The sequence below is a fragment of the Streptomyces sp. cg40 genome, assembly GCF_050320165.1.
In the GTDB taxonomy this organism is placed as follows: domain Bacteria; phylum Actinomycetota; class Actinomycetes; order Streptomycetales; family Streptomycetaceae; genus Streptomyces; species Streptomyces hokutonensis.
Map to the genome: position 1 here is coordinate 2,628,309 of NZ_CP190128.1, position 17,915 is coordinate 2,646,223.

15 protein-coding genes and 2 pseudogenes are annotated in these 17,915 nt (G+C 68.5%); 11 read left to right on the plus strand and 6 right to left on the minus strand.

Going from position 1 to position 17,915, the window contains the following annotated elements; translation table 11 throughout:
- Positions 1 to 3: 3 nt before the first annotated feature.
- The 10 genes from ACQHII_RS11610 (at position 4) to ACQHII_RS11655 (ending at position 11,211) form a co-directional block, all read left to right on the plus strand.
- Complete coding sequence (locus ACQHII_RS11610; RefSeq protein WP_427919223.1) at positions 4 to 1,179, plus strand: LLM class flavin-dependent oxidoreductase; 1,176 nt, start codon at positions 4 to 6, stop codon at positions 1,177 to 1,179.
- A 285-nt stretch (positions 1,180 to 1,464) separates the two neighbouring features.
- A complete protein-coding gene (locus tag ACQHII_RS11615; protein ID WP_427919224.1) occupies positions 1,465 to 3,006 on the plus strand; it encodes a class I adenylate-forming enzyme family protein in 1,542 nt (513 codons plus the stop codon).
- The gene (locus tag ACQHII_RS11620) at positions 3,003 to 3,776 is read left to right on the plus strand and encodes an SDR family NAD(P)-dependent oxidoreductase (RefSeq protein WP_427919225.1); all 774 of its coding nucleotides are present in this window, start codon (positions 3,003 to 3,005) and stop codon (positions 3,774 to 3,776) included. Before ACQHII_RS11615 ends, ACQHII_RS11620 begins: the two co-directional genes overlap by 4 nt.
- Positions 3,777 to 3,790: 14 nt before the next feature.
- Complete coding sequence (locus ACQHII_RS11625; protein ID WP_427919226.1) at positions 3,791 to 4,777, plus strand: alpha/beta hydrolase; 987 nt, start codon at positions 3,791 to 3,793, stop codon at positions 4,775 to 4,777.
- Positions 4,774 to 6,411 carry a flavin-containing monooxygenase gene (locus tag ACQHII_RS11630; protein ID WP_427919227.1) on the plus strand — a complete coding sequence of 546 codons (1,638 nt, stop codon included), beginning with the start codon at positions 4,774 to 4,776 and terminating at the stop codon, positions 6,409 to 6,411. The genes ACQHII_RS11625 and ACQHII_RS11630 overlap by 4 nt, the downstream gene beginning before the upstream one ends.
- Positions 6,408 to 7,226, plus strand: coding sequence for an enoyl-CoA hydratase/isomerase family protein (locus ACQHII_RS11635; RefSeq protein ID WP_427919228.1), 819 nt, complete (start codon positions 6,408 to 6,410; stop codon positions 7,224 to 7,226). The genes ACQHII_RS11630 and ACQHII_RS11635 overlap by 4 nt, the downstream gene beginning before the upstream one ends.
- On the plus strand, positions 7,223 to 8,374 hold the full coding sequence (locus ACQHII_RS11640) for a CaiB/BaiF CoA transferase family protein (protein ID WP_427919229.1): 1,152 nt from the start codon (positions 7,223 to 7,225) through the stop codon (positions 8,372 to 8,374). The genes ACQHII_RS11635 and ACQHII_RS11640 overlap by 4 nt, the downstream gene beginning before the upstream one ends.
- 452 nt (positions 8,375 to 8,826) lie before the next feature.
- Positions 8,827 to 9,588 carry a FadR/GntR family transcriptional regulator gene (locus tag ACQHII_RS11645; protein WP_427919230.1) on the plus strand — a complete coding sequence of 254 codons (762 nt, stop codon included), beginning with the start codon at positions 8,827 to 8,829 and terminating at the stop codon, positions 9,586 to 9,588.
- A gap of 115 nt (positions 9,589 to 9,703) precedes the next feature.
- Complete coding sequence (locus ACQHII_RS11650; protein WP_427919231.1) at positions 9,704 to 10,309, plus strand: hypothetical protein; 606 nt, start codon at positions 9,704 to 9,706, stop codon at positions 10,307 to 10,309.
- Positions 10,306 to 11,211 carry a ribosome-inactivating family protein gene (locus tag ACQHII_RS11655; protein ID WP_427919232.1) on the plus strand — a complete coding sequence of 302 codons (906 nt, stop codon included), beginning with the start codon at positions 10,306 to 10,308 and terminating at the stop codon, positions 11,209 to 11,211. Before ACQHII_RS11650 ends, ACQHII_RS11655 begins: the two co-directional genes overlap by 4 nt.
- Before the next feature lie 239 nt (positions 11,212 to 11,450).
- On the opposite strand, the pseudogene ACQHII_RS11660 reads toward ACQHII_RS11655, so the two are convergent.
- Together ACQHII_RS11660 and ACQHII_RS11665 are read right to left on the minus strand one after the other, a co-directional pair.
- Positions 11,451 to 12,158, minus strand: a pseudogene (locus ACQHII_RS11660) (recombinase family protein); the annotation flags it as partial.
- A 76-nt stretch (positions 12,159 to 12,234) separates the two neighbouring features.
- A pseudogene (locus ACQHII_RS11665) lies at positions 12,235 to 12,693 on the minus strand (ribosome small subunit-dependent GTPase A); the annotation flags it as partial.
- Positions 12,694 to 12,964: 271 nt separating this feature from the next.
- On the opposite strand from ACQHII_RS11665, the gene ACQHII_RS11670 reads away from it, so the two are divergent.
- Positions 12,965 to 13,495 (plus strand): hypothetical protein, encoded by a 531-nt coding sequence (locus ACQHII_RS11670; RefSeq protein ID WP_427919233.1) that lies wholly within the window; start codon positions 12,965 to 12,967, stop codon positions 13,493 to 13,495.
- Between the two features lie 176 nt (positions 13,496 to 13,671).
- Here the strand turns inward: ACQHII_RS11670 and ACQHII_RS11675 are convergent, their stop codons facing one another.
- The 4 genes from ACQHII_RS11675 to ACQHII_RS11690 form a co-directional block, all read right to left on the minus strand.
- Positions 13,672 to 14,664, minus strand: a complete 993-nt coding sequence (locus tag ACQHII_RS11675; protein ID WP_427919234.1) for a L,D-transpeptidase — start codon at positions 14,662 to 14,664, stop codon at positions 13,672 to 13,674.
- A gap of 147 nt (positions 14,665 to 14,811) precedes the next feature.
- Positions 14,812 to 15,375, minus strand: a complete 564-nt coding sequence (locus tag ACQHII_RS11680) for a YbhB/YbcL family Raf kinase inhibitor-like protein (RefSeq protein WP_427919235.1) — start codon at positions 15,373 to 15,375, stop codon at positions 14,812 to 14,814.
- Positions 15,372 to 16,028, minus strand: a complete 657-nt coding sequence (locus tag ACQHII_RS11685; RefSeq protein WP_427919236.1) for an isochorismatase family cysteine hydrolase — start codon at positions 16,026 to 16,028, stop codon at positions 15,372 to 15,374. Before ACQHII_RS11685 ends, ACQHII_RS11680 begins: the two co-directional genes overlap by 4 nt.
- On the minus strand, positions 16,019 to 17,905 hold the full coding sequence (locus tag ACQHII_RS11690; RefSeq protein WP_427919237.1) for an MFS transporter: 1,887 nt from the start codon (positions 17,903 to 17,905) through the stop codon (positions 16,019 to 16,021). Before ACQHII_RS11690 ends, ACQHII_RS11685 begins: the two co-directional genes overlap by 10 nt.
- Positions 17,906 to 17,915 lie beyond the last annotated feature (10 nt).

A 17,915-nucleotide genomic window follows, 5' to 3' on the forward strand; every position in this document is an offset into this window, starting at 1 on the left:
TTCATGGGACGCCTTCGGTTCGGAATTTTCCTGCCCGGATTCCACACGGATCTGAGGGAGGACGTAACGGCTTCACTGCACAGTGATGTCGAGCTGCTGAAGCAACTCGACGAACTCGGCTACGACGAGGCATGGATCGGGGAGCACCATTCCGGCGGCGCGGAGCTGATCTCGGACCCGGCTGTGTTCATCGCCCACGCGGCGAACCACACCCGAACGATCAAGCTGGCCCTGGGCGTGCTGTCGTTGCCCTACCACAACCCGCTGCTGGCCGCCGACCAGGTGCTTCTGCTGGACCACCTGACGCGGGGCCGGCTGATCGTGGGCATCGGCTCCGGCGCACTGCCCTCGGACGCCGCGATGATCGGGCTGGACCCCCGCGACCTGCGCGGCGCTCTGGAGGAGGACGCCGAGGTGTTCATGCGTCTGCTCACCTCCGACGAGCCGGTCACCAAACGCACCTCCCGCTACACCCTCACCGCCGCCCGCACCCAGCTCCAGCCCTACAGCGACCCGGTGGACGCCGCCGTCGCCTCCATCGCGTCCCCCACCGGGGCCCGCGTCGCCGGGCAGCACGGCATGGGGCTGCTGTCCATCGGTGCCACCTCCCCGGAGGGCTTCGAGGCGCTCGCCTGGCACTGGAGCATCGTCGAGAAGCAGGCGCAGGAATACGGCCTGCCCGTGCCCGACCGCGGCGGCTGGCGGCTGGTCGGCCCCATGCACATCGCCGAGACCCGCGAACAGGCCATCAAGGACGTCGAGTACGGCTTGGTGCGCTTCGCCAAGTACACCCGCGACGTCTGCGCCGTCCCGCACTTCCGGGCCGCCTCGGACAACTTCGACGAGCTCGTCTCCTGGATCAACGACACGGGCATCGGCGTCATCGGCACACCCGACGACGCCATCCGCCAGATCCAGCGCCTTGAGGCCCAGTCCGGGGGGTTCGGTGCCTTCCTGATGCTCCACGGCGAGTGGGCCGACCCCGAGGCCACCAGGAAGCACTTCGAACTCTTCGCCCGCTACGTCAAGCCCGCCATACAGCAGACCAACCGCCATCGCACACAGAGCGAAGCCTGGTGCCAGAGCCGTCTCGCCGAACTCGACGCGCTGTCCACCGCGGCCGTCCAGAACTCCATCGCCAGCCAGCAGCAGCGCGAAGCCGCACCCACCACCTCCTGACCCCGCGCCGGGGGCCGCGCCATCGCGACACGGCGTGGCCTCCGGGTTCGAGGCCGGCGCGATGCACCAGCCCTGCACCCTCACGCGAGGCGGTCTGCGAACCTGCCGCCGAACCGGCTGTGCGTGGGACCGCGGGCCGATCCGACGACGGCCATCACACACAACGATCCGCCGACGCGGTTGTGCACATGCACAAGACGTTGCCGAAAGGTCACTGTCGGCGCTTTGGAAGTGAAGCTCACCAAGGCCCCGAGAAGTTCCGGTCAGTCACTCAAAGAGGGTGCGATGCGTATCGTGAGCGAGTTGCTGCAGGACGCGGTTCGATGGATTCCGGACAGGGTCTTCATCGACGACGGAACGCGATCGATGACCTACCGGGATGTCGATCGCATGGCGGCTCGGCTGGCGAACGTCCTGGCCGATCAGGGCGTCGGCCCCGATGTTCCCGTATGCGTTTATCTTCCGAATTGCCCGGATCTCGCTGTCGGCTATCTGGCTTGCCTGCGCCTTGGCGCGATCTTCGTTCCTGTCGCATCGATGGCCAGGGAGCGGGAAGTCTGCTCGATCGCGGAGCGGACGGAAGCGCCGGTCATCGTGACGGGTTCCGCGGGCGCGGCGGTGGCTGTGGCCGCCGTACGGCAGATCCCGTCGTTGCGCGTCGCGCTCGCCCATGGCGGGCCGGCGGGTGGATGCCTGGACCTGGACGACCTGCTGTCGGCCGCGTCGGACGAACGGCCTCTGGAGCGACGCCGCCTTGAGGATGTGGCCGCGGTGTTCTTCACCTCGGGCACGACCGGTGAGCCGAAGGGGGCGATGCAGACCCACGGCAGCATCTATTCGACGGTCCGCGACATGGCGACGTTCAACCGGTTCCGCTTCGGCAAGGAGACCCTGCTCGACGTACTGCCGATGTTCAACAACTTCGGTGCGACCTGCCTGATGCTGACAGCGTTGTATTCGGGTGGAACGTTGATCGTGCACGAGCGCTGGGAGACCGAGCGGGTCCTGAGCGATATCGCCCGACACCGGGTCACGTACTTCGCCGGAACGCCGACGATGCTCATCTATCTGTGGAAGGGATTCCGCCCCGGTGAGCACGACCTCTCGTCCCTCCGGCTCGTGATCGCGGGTGGTGCTCCGGTGGCGCCGGACGTGGTGGAGGCGTGTGAGAACGAGTTGGGGATCGCGCGAGTCTCGCAGATATACGGTGCGACCGAAGTGAGCGGCTATGTGACGGGCGACCCGGTCGAAGGAGCGAGACGGCCGGGTTCGGCCGGGCCGGCCTTCGGGAGTTCCCGTATCGCCATCGTCGATGACGACGGTGTCGAACTGCCGCGTGGCGAGATCGGTGAAGTGGTCATCTCTGGCGACACGGTGGGGCCCGGATATTGGCGGGACCCCGAAACCACCGCTGCCTTTTACAGCACCGCTGGATGGCGTAGCGGAGATCTCGGGCTGATGGATCACGACGGTTGCCTGTCCATCGTCGACCGCAAGAAGGATCTGGTCATCTCCGGCGGCTACAACATCTATCCCCTGGAGGTGGAGAACATCCTTTACCGCCATCCCCGCGTACGGCTGTGCGCGGTCGTCGGCACACCCGACAAGGTCAAGGGGGAACTGGCTGTCGCGTTTGTCGTCGCGACCGATCCCAGTCAGGAACTGGCGGCCGAATTGATCGCGTTGTGCCGGACCGAGCTGATGGCCTACAAGGTGCCGCGCCACGTCGAGTTCATCGACGACATGCCGCTCGGGCCGACCGGCAAGATTCTCAAGCGTGAGCTTCGGGGCCGTGAGATCCAACTGCCCGCGGGAGTGCGCTCATGACGCCGCGGGAGAGCGACGAGGATGGTCTGCGCGGGCGGGTCGCGCTGGTCACGGGTGGCGCCGGTGCGGGTATCGGTTCGGCGATCGTGGAGCGTCTGCGGTGTGCGGGAGCGTCCTTGGTCGTCACCGACATCAGCGCAAAGCGCGTCGAGGCCCTGCGATCTCGGCTCGGCGACCTTGCGGTCGAGCATCTCTGCGAGCCGATGGACGTACGCGACGAAGACGCCGTCGTGAGCCTGTTCGGCCGCGTCAGGGACGAGTTCGGGCGTCTCGACATCCTGGTGAACAGTGCGGGGTTCAACAAGCCGGCCTCCTTGGCCGACATGGATCTGGCGACCTGGCATGCGGTCCTCGACACCAATGTGACCTCGGCCTTCCTGCATATCCGGGAGGCCTGGCCGCTGCTCAGGGAACGTGGAGGCGCGATCGTGAACCTGTCCTCCGTCGCGGCCTGGAGCGGGACGGGCCTGGGTGAGGCCCACTACGCCGCGGCCAAGGCCGGCGTGCTCGGCCTCACGCGCGCGGCCGCCGCGGAAGGAGCACCGCACGGCATTCGGGTCAACGCGGTCGCACCGGGCCTGATCTGGAACGAGCACCTGGGCAGGGCGGTCCCGCCACCGTTCCTGGCGGCATATCGGGCGATGAGCCTGATGGGCCAGGGGCAGCCGGAGGACGTGGCGGACGTGGTGCACTTCCTGTGCACCGATGCCAGCAGGCACGTCACCGCGGACACCATCACGGTGGCCGGCGGCCACCTGGCCAGGCATTGAGAGGCGTTGAGGCCGTGACGCTCGACAACGAGACCCGTCGTTTCCTGGAGATTGCCGCACGGAACGCGACCAAGCCACGTCATGAGATGACGCCCGACGAGGCGAGAGAGGCGATGCGGGGGCTGCGCGCCCGTCTCGACAGCGGACCCGCCATGTACGGACGTGAGCGGTTCACGGTCCCGGTCGAGGGTGGGGCGGTGCCGGTCGACCTGCTGGTTCCGTACGAACGGCCGGCTGGGCTGATGGTCTACTTCCACGGTGGCGGATGGGTCGTCGGGTCGGCGGAGGAATTCGAGCCCCTGGGCCGCGCGCTCGCAGCCGCCACCTCCTGCGCCGTGGCACTGGTCGGCTACCGCAAGGCGCCGGAGCATCCGTACCCGGAACCCGTCGAGGACGCGTGGGCGGCCCTGCGATGGTGTGCCGCGAACGCCGCGCGGCTTGTGGGCGACCGGGTGCCGCTGTTCGTCGGCGGTGACAGTGCCGGGGCGAATCTCGCGATCGCGGCGGCCTTCCGGGCCCGGGACCGCGGCGGCCCGCGCATCGACGGTCAGCTCCTCGCCTACCCGGTGACGGACTGCGACTTCGACAGACCCTCGTACACCGCCGCCGAGAACCAGTTGATGCTCACCCGGGACACCATGCTCTGGTACTGGGACCACTACCTGCCCGACCGGTCCCGCCGGACGGAACCCGAGGCGTCACCGATCACGGCCAAGTCCTTCGGCGGACTGCCGCCGGCCGTGATCGTCACCGCCGAGCACGATGTCCTGCGCGACGAGGGGGAGGACTTCGCGCGGGCGCTTCGGGCAGCGGGCGTTGCGGTGACGCACCGGCGCTTCGACGGGCAGATGCACGCCTTTTTGATGATGGTCGGCCTGTTGCCCGGCAGTGCGGCCGGAGTCGAGTTCCTCGGGCGCGCGATCCGCGACCGCCTGGCCGCACTCGGCTCCCCGTTCCCGGCGGCGAACGACTTGGACCGCAGGAGAGGAATGACGTCATGACAACGCACCACCAACGGTTCGACGCCGTTGTCGTCGGCGCCGGCTTCGCCGGTCTGTACATGATCAAAAGGCTGCTCGACAGCGGCTTCACCGTCCGGGCCTACGAGGCGGGCGACGGCGTCGGCGGCACCTGGTACTGGAACCGGTATCCCGGCGCCCGATGCGACCTGGAGAGTGTGGACTACTCCTACTCGTTCTCGGCCGAGCTCGAACAGGAGTGGCACTGGTCCGAGCGTTACGCCTCGCAACCGGAGATCCTGCGGTATCTCGACCATGTCGCGGACCGGTTCGAACTCCGGCCGCACATCGTGCTCGGAACCTCGGTCACCTCTGCCGTCTTCGACGAGACACGCGATTCATGGACCGTGACGACCGACAAGGGGGAACAGGTCGAGGCGCGGTACTGCATCATGGCCACCGGCGTGCTGTCCACTCCGAAACCCCCTGAGATCGACGGGCTGGAGACGTTCGCCGGCCCGAGCTATCACACCGGCCGATGGCCGCACGAAGGCGTCGATTTCACCGGCCGGCGGGTGGCACTGGTCGGCACCGGGTCATCAGGGGTGCAGTCGATACCGTTGATCGCTGAACAGGCGGCCGAACTGGTCGTCTTCCAGCGGACGGCGAACTACACGGTTCCCTCGGTCAACTATCCCCTGGACGCCACGGCGATGGCCGCGGTCAGGAAGCACTACCCGGAGCGCCGGGCGCTCGCGCGCCGCTCGCGGTTCGGTGTTCCCGCGCAGTTCCCGACGGTCTCCGCGCTCGCCGTGGAAGCCGAGGAACGGCAGGCCGTCTACCAACAGGCCTGGGACGAGAGCCACTTGCTGGCCTTCCGGCTCACCTTCGGCGACATCCTGACCGATGAGAAGGCCAACGACACGGTTGCGGACTTCCTCCGGGCCAAGATCGGCCAGATCCTGCGGGACCCGGACACCGCACGGAAGCTGATGCCCCGCAGCTACCCCTTCGGCACCAAGCGGCCCTGTCTGGGCAACGCCTACTACGAGACGTTCAACCGAGACAACGTGACGCTCGTCGACGTCCGCAGTACCCCGATCGTCCGCGCCACACCGAGGGGTATCGAAACCAGTGACGCCGAATACGAGGCGGACAGCCTCGTGTTCGCCACCGGCTGGGACGCGCTGACCGGAGCGGTACTGCGGATCGACGTCCGCGGCCTCGGCAATGTCCGCCTGCGGGACCAGTGGGCCGCCGGACCACTGAGCTATCTCGGGCTGGCGGTCAGCGACTTCCCGAACCTCTTCCTCGTCACCGGCCCCGGCAGTCCCGGGCCGCTGAGCAACATGGTCGTGTCGATCGAACAGCATGTGGAGTGGATCGGCGACTGCCTGGACTGGCTCCGGGACAACGGCGTCGCCCGTATCACAGCGGACGCGGACGCCGAGCGCGCCTGGTTCGAGCATGTGCAGGAGGTCGTCGCGGGGACCCTCTACCTGCGGGCCGACTCCTGGTATCTGGGAGCCAACGTACCGGGCAAACCAAGGGTGTTCATGCCCTACGTCGGCGGAGTGGGTGTCTACCGGGCGAAGTGCGAGGAGGTGGCGGCACAGGGGTACACCGGGTTCCAACTGTCCGCCCGCGCCGCCGACCTGTCGGGAACCGGCGCATGACCGAGGGAGACAACGGCGTGGAGAACGCCTCCTACGAACAGTTCCCGTCACTCACCGTCGACAGGCCCGCCACGGGCGTGCTGCGCATCGTGCTCGACGGCCCCGATCTCAACGCCGTCGGGCCGCGGATGCACCATGACCTCGCCGCGATCTGGCCGGCGATCGACCAGGACCCGTCGGTCCGCTGCGTGTTGATCCGAGGCGCGGGCGAGCGGGCGTTCTCCGCGGGCGGGAGCTTCGATCTGATCGAATCCATGGTCAAGGACTTCGACGTGCGTACCCGGACGATGCGTGAAGCCCGCGACCTGGTCTACAACGTGATCAACTGCTCGGTACCGATCGTCTCGGCGATCAATGGGCCGGCGGTCGGCGCCGGGCTGGTGGCGGCCGTGCTCGCCGATGTGTCCGTCGCGGGGCGACGAGCGAAGATCATCGACGGCCACACCCGGCTCGGGGTCGCCGCCGGCGACCATGCGGCCATCTGCTGGCCCTTGTTGTGCGGCATGGCCAAAGCGAAGTACTACCTTCTCACCTGCGAGGTCCTGACGGGCGAGGAAGCCGAGCGGATAGGCCTGGTGTCACTGGTCGTGGATGACGACGCCGTGCAGGACCGCGCTCTGCAGATCGCGAAGAGCCTGGCGACCGGGTCGTCCAGCGCGATCCGGGCCACGAAGTACGCACTCAACAACTGGTACCGCCAACTGGGGCCGATCTTCGATGCCTCGCTGGGTATGGAGTTCTACGGATTCGGCGGTCCCGATGTCTCCGAGGGACTGGCCGCCCACCGCGAGAAGCGACCGCCGAGGTTCACGTGACGCCGCGCATCCCGCACGCGCCGCTGGAGGGCGTTACGGTTCTGGGGCTGGAGCAGGCCGTGGCCGCCCCCTTGTGTACTCGCCATCTGGCGGACCTGGGCGCCCGGGTCATCAAGGTGGAACAACCGGGAGTCGGCGACTCGGCGCGGCACTACGACGACGCGGTGCGCGGGCTCTCCTCGCACTTCGCCTGGCTCAACCACGGCAAGGAGTCGGTCGCGCTCGATCTCGCCGACGGCCGCGACGCCGAGGTGTTCGACCGGCTCCTTGCCCAAGCGGACGTCCTGGTCAGCAATCTCGCCCCCGGCGCCTTGGACCGGCTCGGCCTGAACCGCGACCAACTGCTCGAACGGCACCCCCGGTTGATCGTCGTGGACATCTCCGGCTACGGGCGGGGCGGTCCGCTGGACCACAAGCGCGCCTACGACCTCCTGGTCCAGGCCGAGGGCGGCGCCTGCGCGATAACCGGCGTCCCGGGACAGCCCGTCAAGTCCGGCATTCCCATCGCCGATGTCGGCACCGGGCTCTACGCGTTCTCGGCCGTGCTCACCGCTCTGTACGACCGGGATCGGACCGGGCGCGGGACCGTGGTGTCGTTGGCCATGATCGATGTGGTCGCCGAGTTGATGGGCGTTGCGATCAACCAGCTGATCCACACCGGCAGCGTGCCCGATCCGGTGGGCATGGGATCACCCATGGTCTCGCCGTACGGTGCCTATCGGACCAGGGACGAACGGCAGGTCGTGCTGGGTACGACCAGCGACCGGGAGTGGCAGCGTTTCGCGCTCAAGGTGCTCGATCGTCCCGATCTCGCAGAGGATCCCCGACTGGTGCGCAACCCGGGGCGGGTCACCCACCGGGGCGAACTCGACGAGATCATCGGTGCCTGGTGCGGGCAGCGCGACTGTGCCGACATCCAGCGGCTCGCCGACGCGGCGGGCATCGGAAACGCGGTCCTCAACGACGTGCCCGGTCTTGTGGCCCATCCTCAGCTCACCTTGCGGGAACGTTGGCGTCAGGTTGGATCACCGGTCGGTGACCTACCGGTTCTCCTGCCGCCGGCCGCCAGTGCGGACTGGCTGATCCGGGCCGGGCAGATTCCCGCTCTCGGTGAGCACACCGCGAAAATCCGTGGGGAGGCGGGTTAGAAGGACATCGCGTCGATCACCTCCCGATGGTCCGGCCACCTCGCTCCGGCGTCCGCCGGGGGGGGCGACGACACGATCCGCGCCCGCCTGCGTATCAGTTGACGGCACGCCCAGACCGACGACCGACTGATCCAAAGGAAAGTACCCAACTGCCGGCTGCGAACCGGTACTCGGCCCGCTGAGCCGCTGCTGTCCGACAGCGCGGTCGCTGCCGGTCCGTGCGGCGCGCTCGGGTTGACCACGCCCCATGCCGTTCCGCCAAGCGGCGACCGATCATCCGACGCAAGTGCATCTCTGCGGTGTATGCTACTACTTACGGCACTCGACATCTGACGCCACAGGCGTGTCGCGGCCACTTGGCGCCGAATTCAGGCACGGTGGCCGCAACGCACCCTCCGGGGAGACGGGACTCAGCGCACATGGCGGTTGACCGGGCCTCAGCGACTCGTGACGTGTTGCTGGAACGAGCGGCAACACTCAAAACCGACCGGACGCGCCTGTCCACCCGGGTCGCGGACCTGATCGCCCGGACAATTCTGGAGGAAGGGCTACCCCAGGGTCACCGACTGCCGCCGGAGCGGGAGATGATCGAGCACTTCGGGGTCGGCCGGGCCACGCTCAGGGAAGCGCTCCGGATCCTGGAGTCCGACGGCCTGCTCCGGATGAGGATGGGCCCCGCCGGGGGGCCGGAAGTCAGCCGCCCGGAGATCGATCGCGTCACCCGTGTCCTCTTTCTGTTCCTCGTGACATCGCAGGCCACCTTGCGGGACATCTACGCGGTGCGAGCGGCAGTCGATCCCGCGACGGCACGGCTCGCGGCGGTCGAGGCCGATCCGCGCCGCGATCAGGGCCTGATGGAATCGGTGTCCAGGATGAAGGCGTCCGTCTCCGACGAACGGGCCTTCCTTCGCGAGTGCGAGACTTTTCACCGGCTGGTGGCTGAGAGTTGCAGGAACCCGATGTTCGCAGCCGTATCGCTGTCGCTGCACACCATCCTGGACGGGCACGAGGCCGGTGTCCGCTACAGCCGGGCGGCACTGCGTTCCGTCGTGGAACTGCACACGGCGATCACCACGGCGATTGTCGCTGGCGATGCCGATGCCGCCGAGGAAGCCGCAGCCGACCACGTCCGGACAGCGGTGGAGTACTTCGAGAAGAAGTTCCCACGATCACTCGACACGGTTCTGCAACCGTCCCACTTTCCTGACTTCTAGAGGGCTTGGACATGCAAAGCCCCCTTGATCAGGTCAAGTTTGCGGAGGGTGCAGGTTTTGCCTGTTCAGACACCCCATGTCGTTTGAAGTCAAGCGGCGTGGGGGTGGGCGTGGTGTGACCAGGCGGTTGCCGGAGCACGCCTTCCTCACCGACTCCCCGACGGCCCGCGCCGCCGAGGCCGAAGCCGAGGACCGTGAGGCTCGGAAAGCCCGGGCCCTGACCGCCGCACTGTCCGCGTTCCTCGCACTCGCCCCGGCCGCCGGCCTGTTCGCCTGGCAGCAGAGCCGGGAGTCCGTCCAGCTCTGGGACACCGACACCCAGCAGCCCCCGGTCTCCGAGACGCCCACGACCGGCGACAAGATCCGTTCCGCGACCTTCGGCCCCAACGGCGGCACGCTGTACGTCTCCGATCGGCACGTCCCGCTGCGGAGCTGCACCGTCGCCCCGGACCGGGTGGTGACCGCCGTCTGCGCCCGCATGGGCTCCGGCGGGCTGTCGCGGGCCGACTGGCAGGCGTACGTGCGGAGGTGCCGTACCGCGCTGTCTGCGGCTGAAGGGGTCGTCACCCTTCCCCCTTTCCCTCCTTTCCTCATTGATTCCAGGTCCGCACCCGCTGCTGATCAATACGGCGGTGCCGCGAGGCTCGGTCCCGGCTCGGCGCCACCGGTTCGGTACCAAGGCGCGAGTGAGCCCATGACTGAGGAAAGGGAAGCCCCATGAAGTCGAACACCCTTGGCCGTTTCCAGAAGGCCGCGATTCCCGCCGTACTCGGCGCCCTCCTGGTCACCGGCGTGAGCGAGCTCGCCCCGTCGGCGCCCAGCGGACTCGGAGGCATCCAGCTGGCCGCCGCGGACCGGGCCACCGACGGGATGAGCTACAACCTGTCGATGTCCAACCAGGCGCAGTTCGCCAACGCGTACGACAACCTGATCGGCGCCATCCGCGGCCGGGTCCACAGCGTCCGTCTCTACGGGAACGTCAGCCTGACCCGCAATGTGGACGACTACTTCGGTATCACCCTGGCGAGCGGCTCCAGCACCGTCACCCTGGTGATGAACGCCAGGAACCTGTACGTCGTCGGCTGGTGGAACATGAGCACGAACGTGTACTACCGCCTGGGTGAGGGGCCCACGATGCCCGTGGCAGCGGGCTCGTCGCAGAACAGGAACTGGCTCAGCTACAGCCAGATGGAGAACGCCGCGGGCGCCAACCGCGTCAACGTGCCCATCGAGCTCTCCACGATCCAGCGGTCGATCGAAGACCTGGGCGGTCGCGGTTCGACCCCTCAGTCCTCCCAGGCGCGGGCCCTGATGATCCTCGTCCAGACACTCTCCGAGGGGGCCCGTTTCGACTTCATCTCCTACCGCATCAGCCAGGCCATCAGGGGCGGCCGCAACTGGACCGCGGGGCAGACCGACTTCGTCAGCGGGGACGGGTCGTCGAGCAGCCAGGGAATAGGGGTGACCGGAGCGGATCTCGAGAACAACTGGTCGACCCTGTCCACGGCCGTCGTCAGCGCCACCCAGAACGCCACGCAGCCCAACGTGCAGATCGGCGGGGGACGGTTCACGACGCTCGCGGCCATCGACGCCCAGCTGGCGATCGCCCTGCGCCGCTCCTGACGACGGGGCTCCCGCGAGCCGGGCGGGAAGCGCGGCGGCCGAATTGACCAGACCGACCAGGACGGCGCCTGATCAAAACCCTGGGCGGAAACGATCGGGTGCCCGACGTCGACATCGAGGGCGCAGGCCTTCACGACCGTACGGCGAGCGAGGGCGAGGCCGAACGGCGCGAGGTGCCGGTGGGGTGAGGCACCGGTGGCGTGACGTCCCGGTGGGTCGGCGTCGTACTTGCGCTCCTTCGCCGGCAAAAGACCAGCCCAAGCGGGCGACTTCACCATGCGGGTGATGGCACGAGAACACCAGCGGGCCCCGTCACGCGTCCGGATTCCGTCCTGTTCCAGCCCATGGGCCACGCTCATTGCCGAACTGCCCTTGAGGAGTTCGTCGGCGATACGCCGGGCGTGCGGATACTCGCCCAAGGGCTCGACGATCCCCGAGCCCTTGGGCGGGCGCACACCGTAGGGCGTCCGCCCGCCCGGCCACTTGCCTGCCACCCGGGCCGCGGTCTTGCCCGCCGTGACACGAAGAGTCAGGTCCTCAATCTCTTCGCGAGCCCGCTCGGCAAGCATCGCGAAGAGGATCCGTGCGCCCCGCCGGCTTGAGTCCAGATGTTCCTGGAGCACGAAGAGCCGTGCCCTGCGCCGGTCGCACTCGTCCAGCGCCGCGCCCAGAGTGGCCATGCCCCTGCGGTCGAAGCGGTCCGTCTTCCACACCGCGAGCGTCTTGACCTCGCCGGCGATGACGGCGGTCATCGCGCCCTCAAGCTTCTCTCGCCGCACATGCTGCTTCGAGGCGCTGAGTTGCTCCAGCCACACCTTCTTGAGGGTTTCGAGGGTCTCCCGTTTCTTGCTCCGCCGGAGGTACAGGTCGGCCAGGTCCTTGGGACCCTTGCCGACCAGCTCTTCGGGACGGGCATCCCGGAACTCCTCTGCCACACGCGCTGCCATATAGCCCTCCTACAACACAGATCCGGCCGCTCCAAACGGCATCTGTGCAGGTGAGGACTGGTGTGCATTACACGACGGACTCCCAAGCGAGCGCGAGGAACCGTTCGATACGGCCCAGATCGAGATCCCCGGTCAGCGGTACGGCGACGATCGCGTGATCGACATTGGCCGCGAGGATCTGCCCCTCGGACCGCTTGGAGGAGGTGGACCGCACGAAGGCGGTACGGCGGGGCAGCAACGTCCGCACATAGCGCGGATCGCCGCCCTCGGGGTCGACGGCGACCCAGTCCCCCGTGCACACGACCTTCATCGGGTCGCGGGGGACGACGAACTCGGTGTCGGCACGGACGACACCGGCCGACGTGACGACATCACACAGGCCACGATCGACCCGCACGACACGGCCGGGCAGGAGCCCCTGCCCGGCGAACGGCCCGAACTCGGCCTCCCACTCCGCGTCCCAGCCGTACGGCTGCAACGGATGCACGGAAGAGGGCGACGACGAGAACGAACCCGGGAGAGAAGAGAAAGACAAGGGGTGACCCTTCACAAGGGTGGCCCCGGCACCGCGCACACAGACGCGGGAGAAGTCCTGAGATCAGCCGGAGGCCACGGGAGTGGACTTGACGAACTTCCGGATGCGGGCAGCGCCCATCACAGAGACAGTCATCGGTCACACCTCCCACAGCACAAGCCAAGTCACCGGCGACACCACGCGGGTGGCCGCTCGAACACCACGGAGACTAGAAGACGCGGGAGCCTCGACGCCACCGAATTACTTCAACGCCAGTGGCAGAGTGGCCGCCATGTCCAACTCCTATGCGCAGCCCGTCCTCAGAACGACTGATCTCTCGGCGGCACTGCGCGTTGCGGAGCGGTTGCTCGCGATCGCCGATCTGCGGGATCTCGAAGTCGATCTCGAGGCGCGGGTCTCCTCGGCGGACGTTCTCGCCGCACTGCTGAAACTGATTCCGGGCGCCGAGCGGTGGGCCGAGGGGGACGATCCCGCGGCGCACCTCCCCGTTCGGCTGCGGGGCTGGGCCATGCCTCCCGATGCGGTCGAGCCGTTCCTCAGGGCGGTGGGCGAAAGCCCCGCCTCGGTTCGGTGGGACTTCAATGCCTGGCCCGAGGCGCCGGAAGCGGGCCTGGGCGTCGGTGGGACGCGAGGTGCGTTCGTGACGCTGTGCGTGAACGTCCGTGACCTCGAACTGGAGGAACCCGCGCCCGACCACACGGTTTTCGTCCACGTCAAACAGATCGAGGCCGAACGCGCGCCGTGGCTCGCGGCCCAGGTCGGTCTGGGTGTGATCGGCGAGCTGGTCATGGCTCCGTACTGAACGCGCACGCGCCGTTGCCAGTCGTCGATGCCCGCGCAGCGGTCCTTCGGCTCAGGACCGCCGGGGAAGGAGGCTTTCGTCCACGGAACCGCTTCCTCGTCCTTCTCCGCCCGGAGTCCTGCTCCACGCGGACATGACGAAGGACGAGGAACACCGCCCCGTGGCCGGCACCACCGTCAGAGCGTCGCCGTAGTCCCCTCACCCGAGCCGCTGCCCGCCAGCCACTGGCTCCAGTCCAGGTTGAAGTCCGCGTAGCCGTTGTCCGCGGGGGCCTTGCCTCGGGGGGAGCCGGTGATGGTGATGGGGTCGCCCTGCTTGACCTGGCCGTAGAACCACTCGGCGTCCGAGAGGGAGAGGTGGACGCAGCCGTGCGAGCCGCGGGCGCTGCCGCTGCCCGGGTTCGGGTCGCCGGTCGAGTAGTGGACGTAGGTGCCGGACTGGGTGAGGTGGATGTCCCAGGGCAGCGTCAGGTCGTAGTAGTTGGGGCTGCCCTTGTCGCAGCTGATGCCGACGCTGCAGGAGGTCATGTGGACCTTCTTCTGCTTGTCGATGACGGCCATCGTGCCGTCCCACGTCGGGTACTCGGCACTGCCCGCGTTGATCGACAGGGTGCGTACCGTCGCGCCGTTCTTGGTCACCTTCATGGTGTGGTTGGTGACCGAGACGTCGGCGCGCACGTCGTCGCCGATCTTGAAGGTGTGGGTGTAGTTGTGCACGCCGTAGCGGCCGTTGCCGTTGCTGACGCCCGTCATGTCGGCGTCGATCTTCACCGTCGTACCGGAGGGCCAGTACGTCTTCGGGCGCCAGTCGGCGCGCTGGTTGCCCATCCAGTGCCAGGCGCCGACGACCGGCTGCGAGGCGCTCACCTTCATGTGCTTCTCGACCGTGGCGTGTGCCGAGGCCGCCACCGGGTTGGTGAAGATCACCGAGATCGGCATGGCCACGCCGACCGTGGTTCCGGTCTGCGGGGTGATCGTGTCCAGCAGCATCGGCGGGCCCGCGGGCTTCGTCGGCGACGGCGAGGCACTCGCGCTGGGCTTGCCCGACGCCTTCGCGTCGTCCCCGCTCCCGCTCGCCTTGGCACTGCCGCCCCCGCCGCAGGCACTCGCGCCCACCAGCACCACACCTGTGACGAGTGCGATCCCTATGCTGCCCTTGCGCCGTCCCACGACGTGCCCCACTCTCTCGTTGCTTCGGCCCTCACGGACCCGACTCCATGTCAGACGGTTACCCCATGGGCAACAGTTTCGTCCGCCACGTAAAACGTGTCCCAAGATTCGCTGTGTGCCGCGGATTCACTGCGCGTCACAGGGGAGTCAGCGTTCGAAGACGCCGGTCAGCCGGGCGCGGCCGAGGACGGGCGCGGAGATGGTGGGCAGGAGGGCGCGGGGGCGTACCCGGTCCACCGGCGTGGCGCCGTCGAGGGAGGCCCGGAGGGCGAACAGCTGGAAGACGTAACGGTGCGGGCCGTGGCCCTTGATGGGCGCGGGACCGTGGTAGCCGCGTCCGACGGTGGAGCGCAGTACCCGTACCCCGGGGCCGGGGTGTCGCGCGGACAGGGCACCGAGGTCCAGGCGTCCGGCCGCCGGGTCGATCAGGGCGAGGCAGTGCACGGCCGGTTTGGCCAGGGGAACGTCGATGTCCTCCACGACCAGGAGGAGTTGGGCGGTGCCGGGCGGGGGCGGCGTCCAGGCCAGGTGGGGGGACCGGTCTGCGCCGCCGATGTGTTTCGCGCAGTTCTCCAGCGGCATGGTGGCACCGTCGGCGAAGTCCTGGCTGGTGAGGGTCAGGAGCTCGGGGCCTTGCAGGTGGGGCAGGTTCCACGCGGTGTGGGTCTCCCCTGCTCTGCGGTTGTTGAGGAGTCGGCCGAGCAGGGTCATCGGGTCGCCTCCAGCATGGCTACGACCTCGGCGGTGGTCGCGGTCTCGCCGAGTTTGGGGAAGACACGCTCGACGCTGTGCCGATGCGCCTCGGGGTCCGGATCGGTCATGGCGTCGGTGGCCAGGACGACGTGGTAGCCGTGGTCGGAGGCCGAGCGTGCGGTCGATTCGACACCCGAACCGGTCGAGACGCCGGCGAGCACGATCTGCGTGGCGCCCAGGTCCCGCAGGAGGGTGTCGAGACCGGTGTCGTGGAACGCGCTGCGCCGCCGCTTGGTGAGCAGGTGGTCGGTCGGCCGGACGTCGAGCTCATCGACGAGGTCTGCCCAACCAGCCGACGGCGCCGGGCTGTTCGCGACCCGCCCGGTGTCCGTGCTGTTCGCGGACCGTCCGGAGTCCGTACTGCCCGCGGACCGTCCGGAGTCCGTACTGCCCGCGGACCGCCCGGAGTCCGTACGACCCGGCGCGCGGCCGGTGACGTTGACCAGGACCACGGGCAGCCCTTGCCGCCGGAACTCGGTGGCCAGGCGGGTTGCCCGGTCGACGGTGGTGGCGGCGGCCTGCCGGGCCGTGCCGGCGAGAGCCGAGACGATGCCCTTCTGGAGGTCGATCACGACAAGTGCGGGTGTGGGGTCGATCGTTGTCAGTGGCACGGGGGTGTCTCTCCTGTGGTGGTCCCGGTCGTCGGACTGTCCGTCCGGGCGGGCGGGGGCGTCTCGGTGACGGATGTTCGCGGTGGGATCCTGGCGGCGGGTGTTCGCGGCGCCGGCGTCTCGGTGACGGGCGTTCGCGGCCCCGGCGTCTCGGTGACGGACGTCCGCGGCCCCGGAGTTCTGGGCGCGGCCGGGTTCGCGCCCCGCAGCACCGACGCGATCGCCGCGAGCAGCGCGAGCGTGGCGCCGAAGGCGAACACGACGACCAGGCCGGAGTGGAAGGGCCCGGATATCAGGGTCGGGAAGAACTCGCTTCCGGTGAGGGCGTGTTGCTGTGTCGCGGTGAGGTGGGTCAGGGCGCCGCTGGGCCGGAGCAGGTGCTGGACCGGGTTGACGCCGAGCTGGGCGGCGAACAGGGAGGAGACCGGGGGCAGTTCGCCGACCTGGGTGGCGATGTGGGCCGGTACGCCCTGCTGTTCCAGGCCCGTGGTGAGTGCCTGCGGGAGGCTCCTGGCCAGTCCGGCGATCATGAGGGAGAAGAAGACGCCGATGGAGACGGCGGTGCCGGAGTTCTGGAAGGTGGCGCGCATTCCGGAGGCGACACCGCGCAGGTTCGCGGGCACACTGCCCATGATCGAGGAGGAGTTGGGGGAGGCGAACATCCCGCTGGCGATCCCGTTGACGGTGATCAGCAGCGCGAAGATCCCGTATCCGAAGTCGATCGGCAGGCACATCAGGCCCAGGAAGCTCGCGCCGAAGAGCAGCGCGCCGCCGGTGGCCAGGCCGCGTGAGCCGAGCCGGTCGGAGAGGTAGCCGGAGACGGGTCCGGCCACGAGGAAGCCTGCGGTGAGCGGCAGCATGAAGATGCCGGCCCACAGGGGCGTGTCGGCGTAGTCGTAGCCGTGCAGCGGGAGCCAGATGCCCTGGAGCCAGATGATCAGCACGAACTGCATCCCGCCGCGGCCGACGGAGATGGCGAGACCCGCCAAGTTGCCGAAGGTGAAGGCCCGTTGGCGGAACAGGCCGAGCTGGATCATCGGCGCGGAGACGCGTTTCTCGATGACGACGAAGGCCGCCAGCAGGAGCAGTCCCCCGGCGATCAGCGCGTCGGCCGACGGGTTGGTCCAGCCCATGGTGTGGCCGCCGTAGGGCTGGAGGCCGATGGTGATCGCGATCAGGGTGGCGCTGAGGCCCACGGCGAAGGTGATGTTGCCCCACCAGTCGATACGGCCGCCGTCGCGTCCGGCGGTCTCGCGGAGGGTGCGGTAGGCCCACACCGTGAAGAACACGCCGACGGGGACGTTCACCCAGAACACCGCCCGCCAGTCCCAGGCCGACAGCAGGCCGCCGGCGACGAGGCCGATGAACATCCCTCCCAGGGCGGCGACCTGGTTGATGCCGAGGGCGAAGCCGCGCTGTTCCTCGGGGAAGGCGTCGGTCAGGATCGCGGCCGAGTTCGCGGTGAGCATCGAGCCGCCGACGGCCTGGAGCACCCGCCAGGCGATCAGCCACATCGCTCCGTGGCCACCGTCGAAGGGGTCGAAGGAGAGCAGGACCGAGGCGAAGGTGAAGACGGCGAACCCGGAGTTGTAGATCCGGACCCGGCCGTACATGTCGCCCAGGCGGCCGACCGTGACCACCAGGACGGCCTGGACCAGCCGGTAGCCCATGATCATCCACAACAGGTACGCGATGTTGCCGGGGGCGAGCGGGTCGAGGTGCACGCCGCGGAAGATGGCCGGCAGGGCGATCAGCACGATCGAGCCGTCGAGCGCGGACATGAAGACCGCGGCGGTGGTGTTGGTCAGCGCGGTCCACTTGTAACGGTCCACGGCGGCCGTACGGCGCGGGGTGCGCGTCCTGGGAGGTTTCGTCATGCGGTTGCTT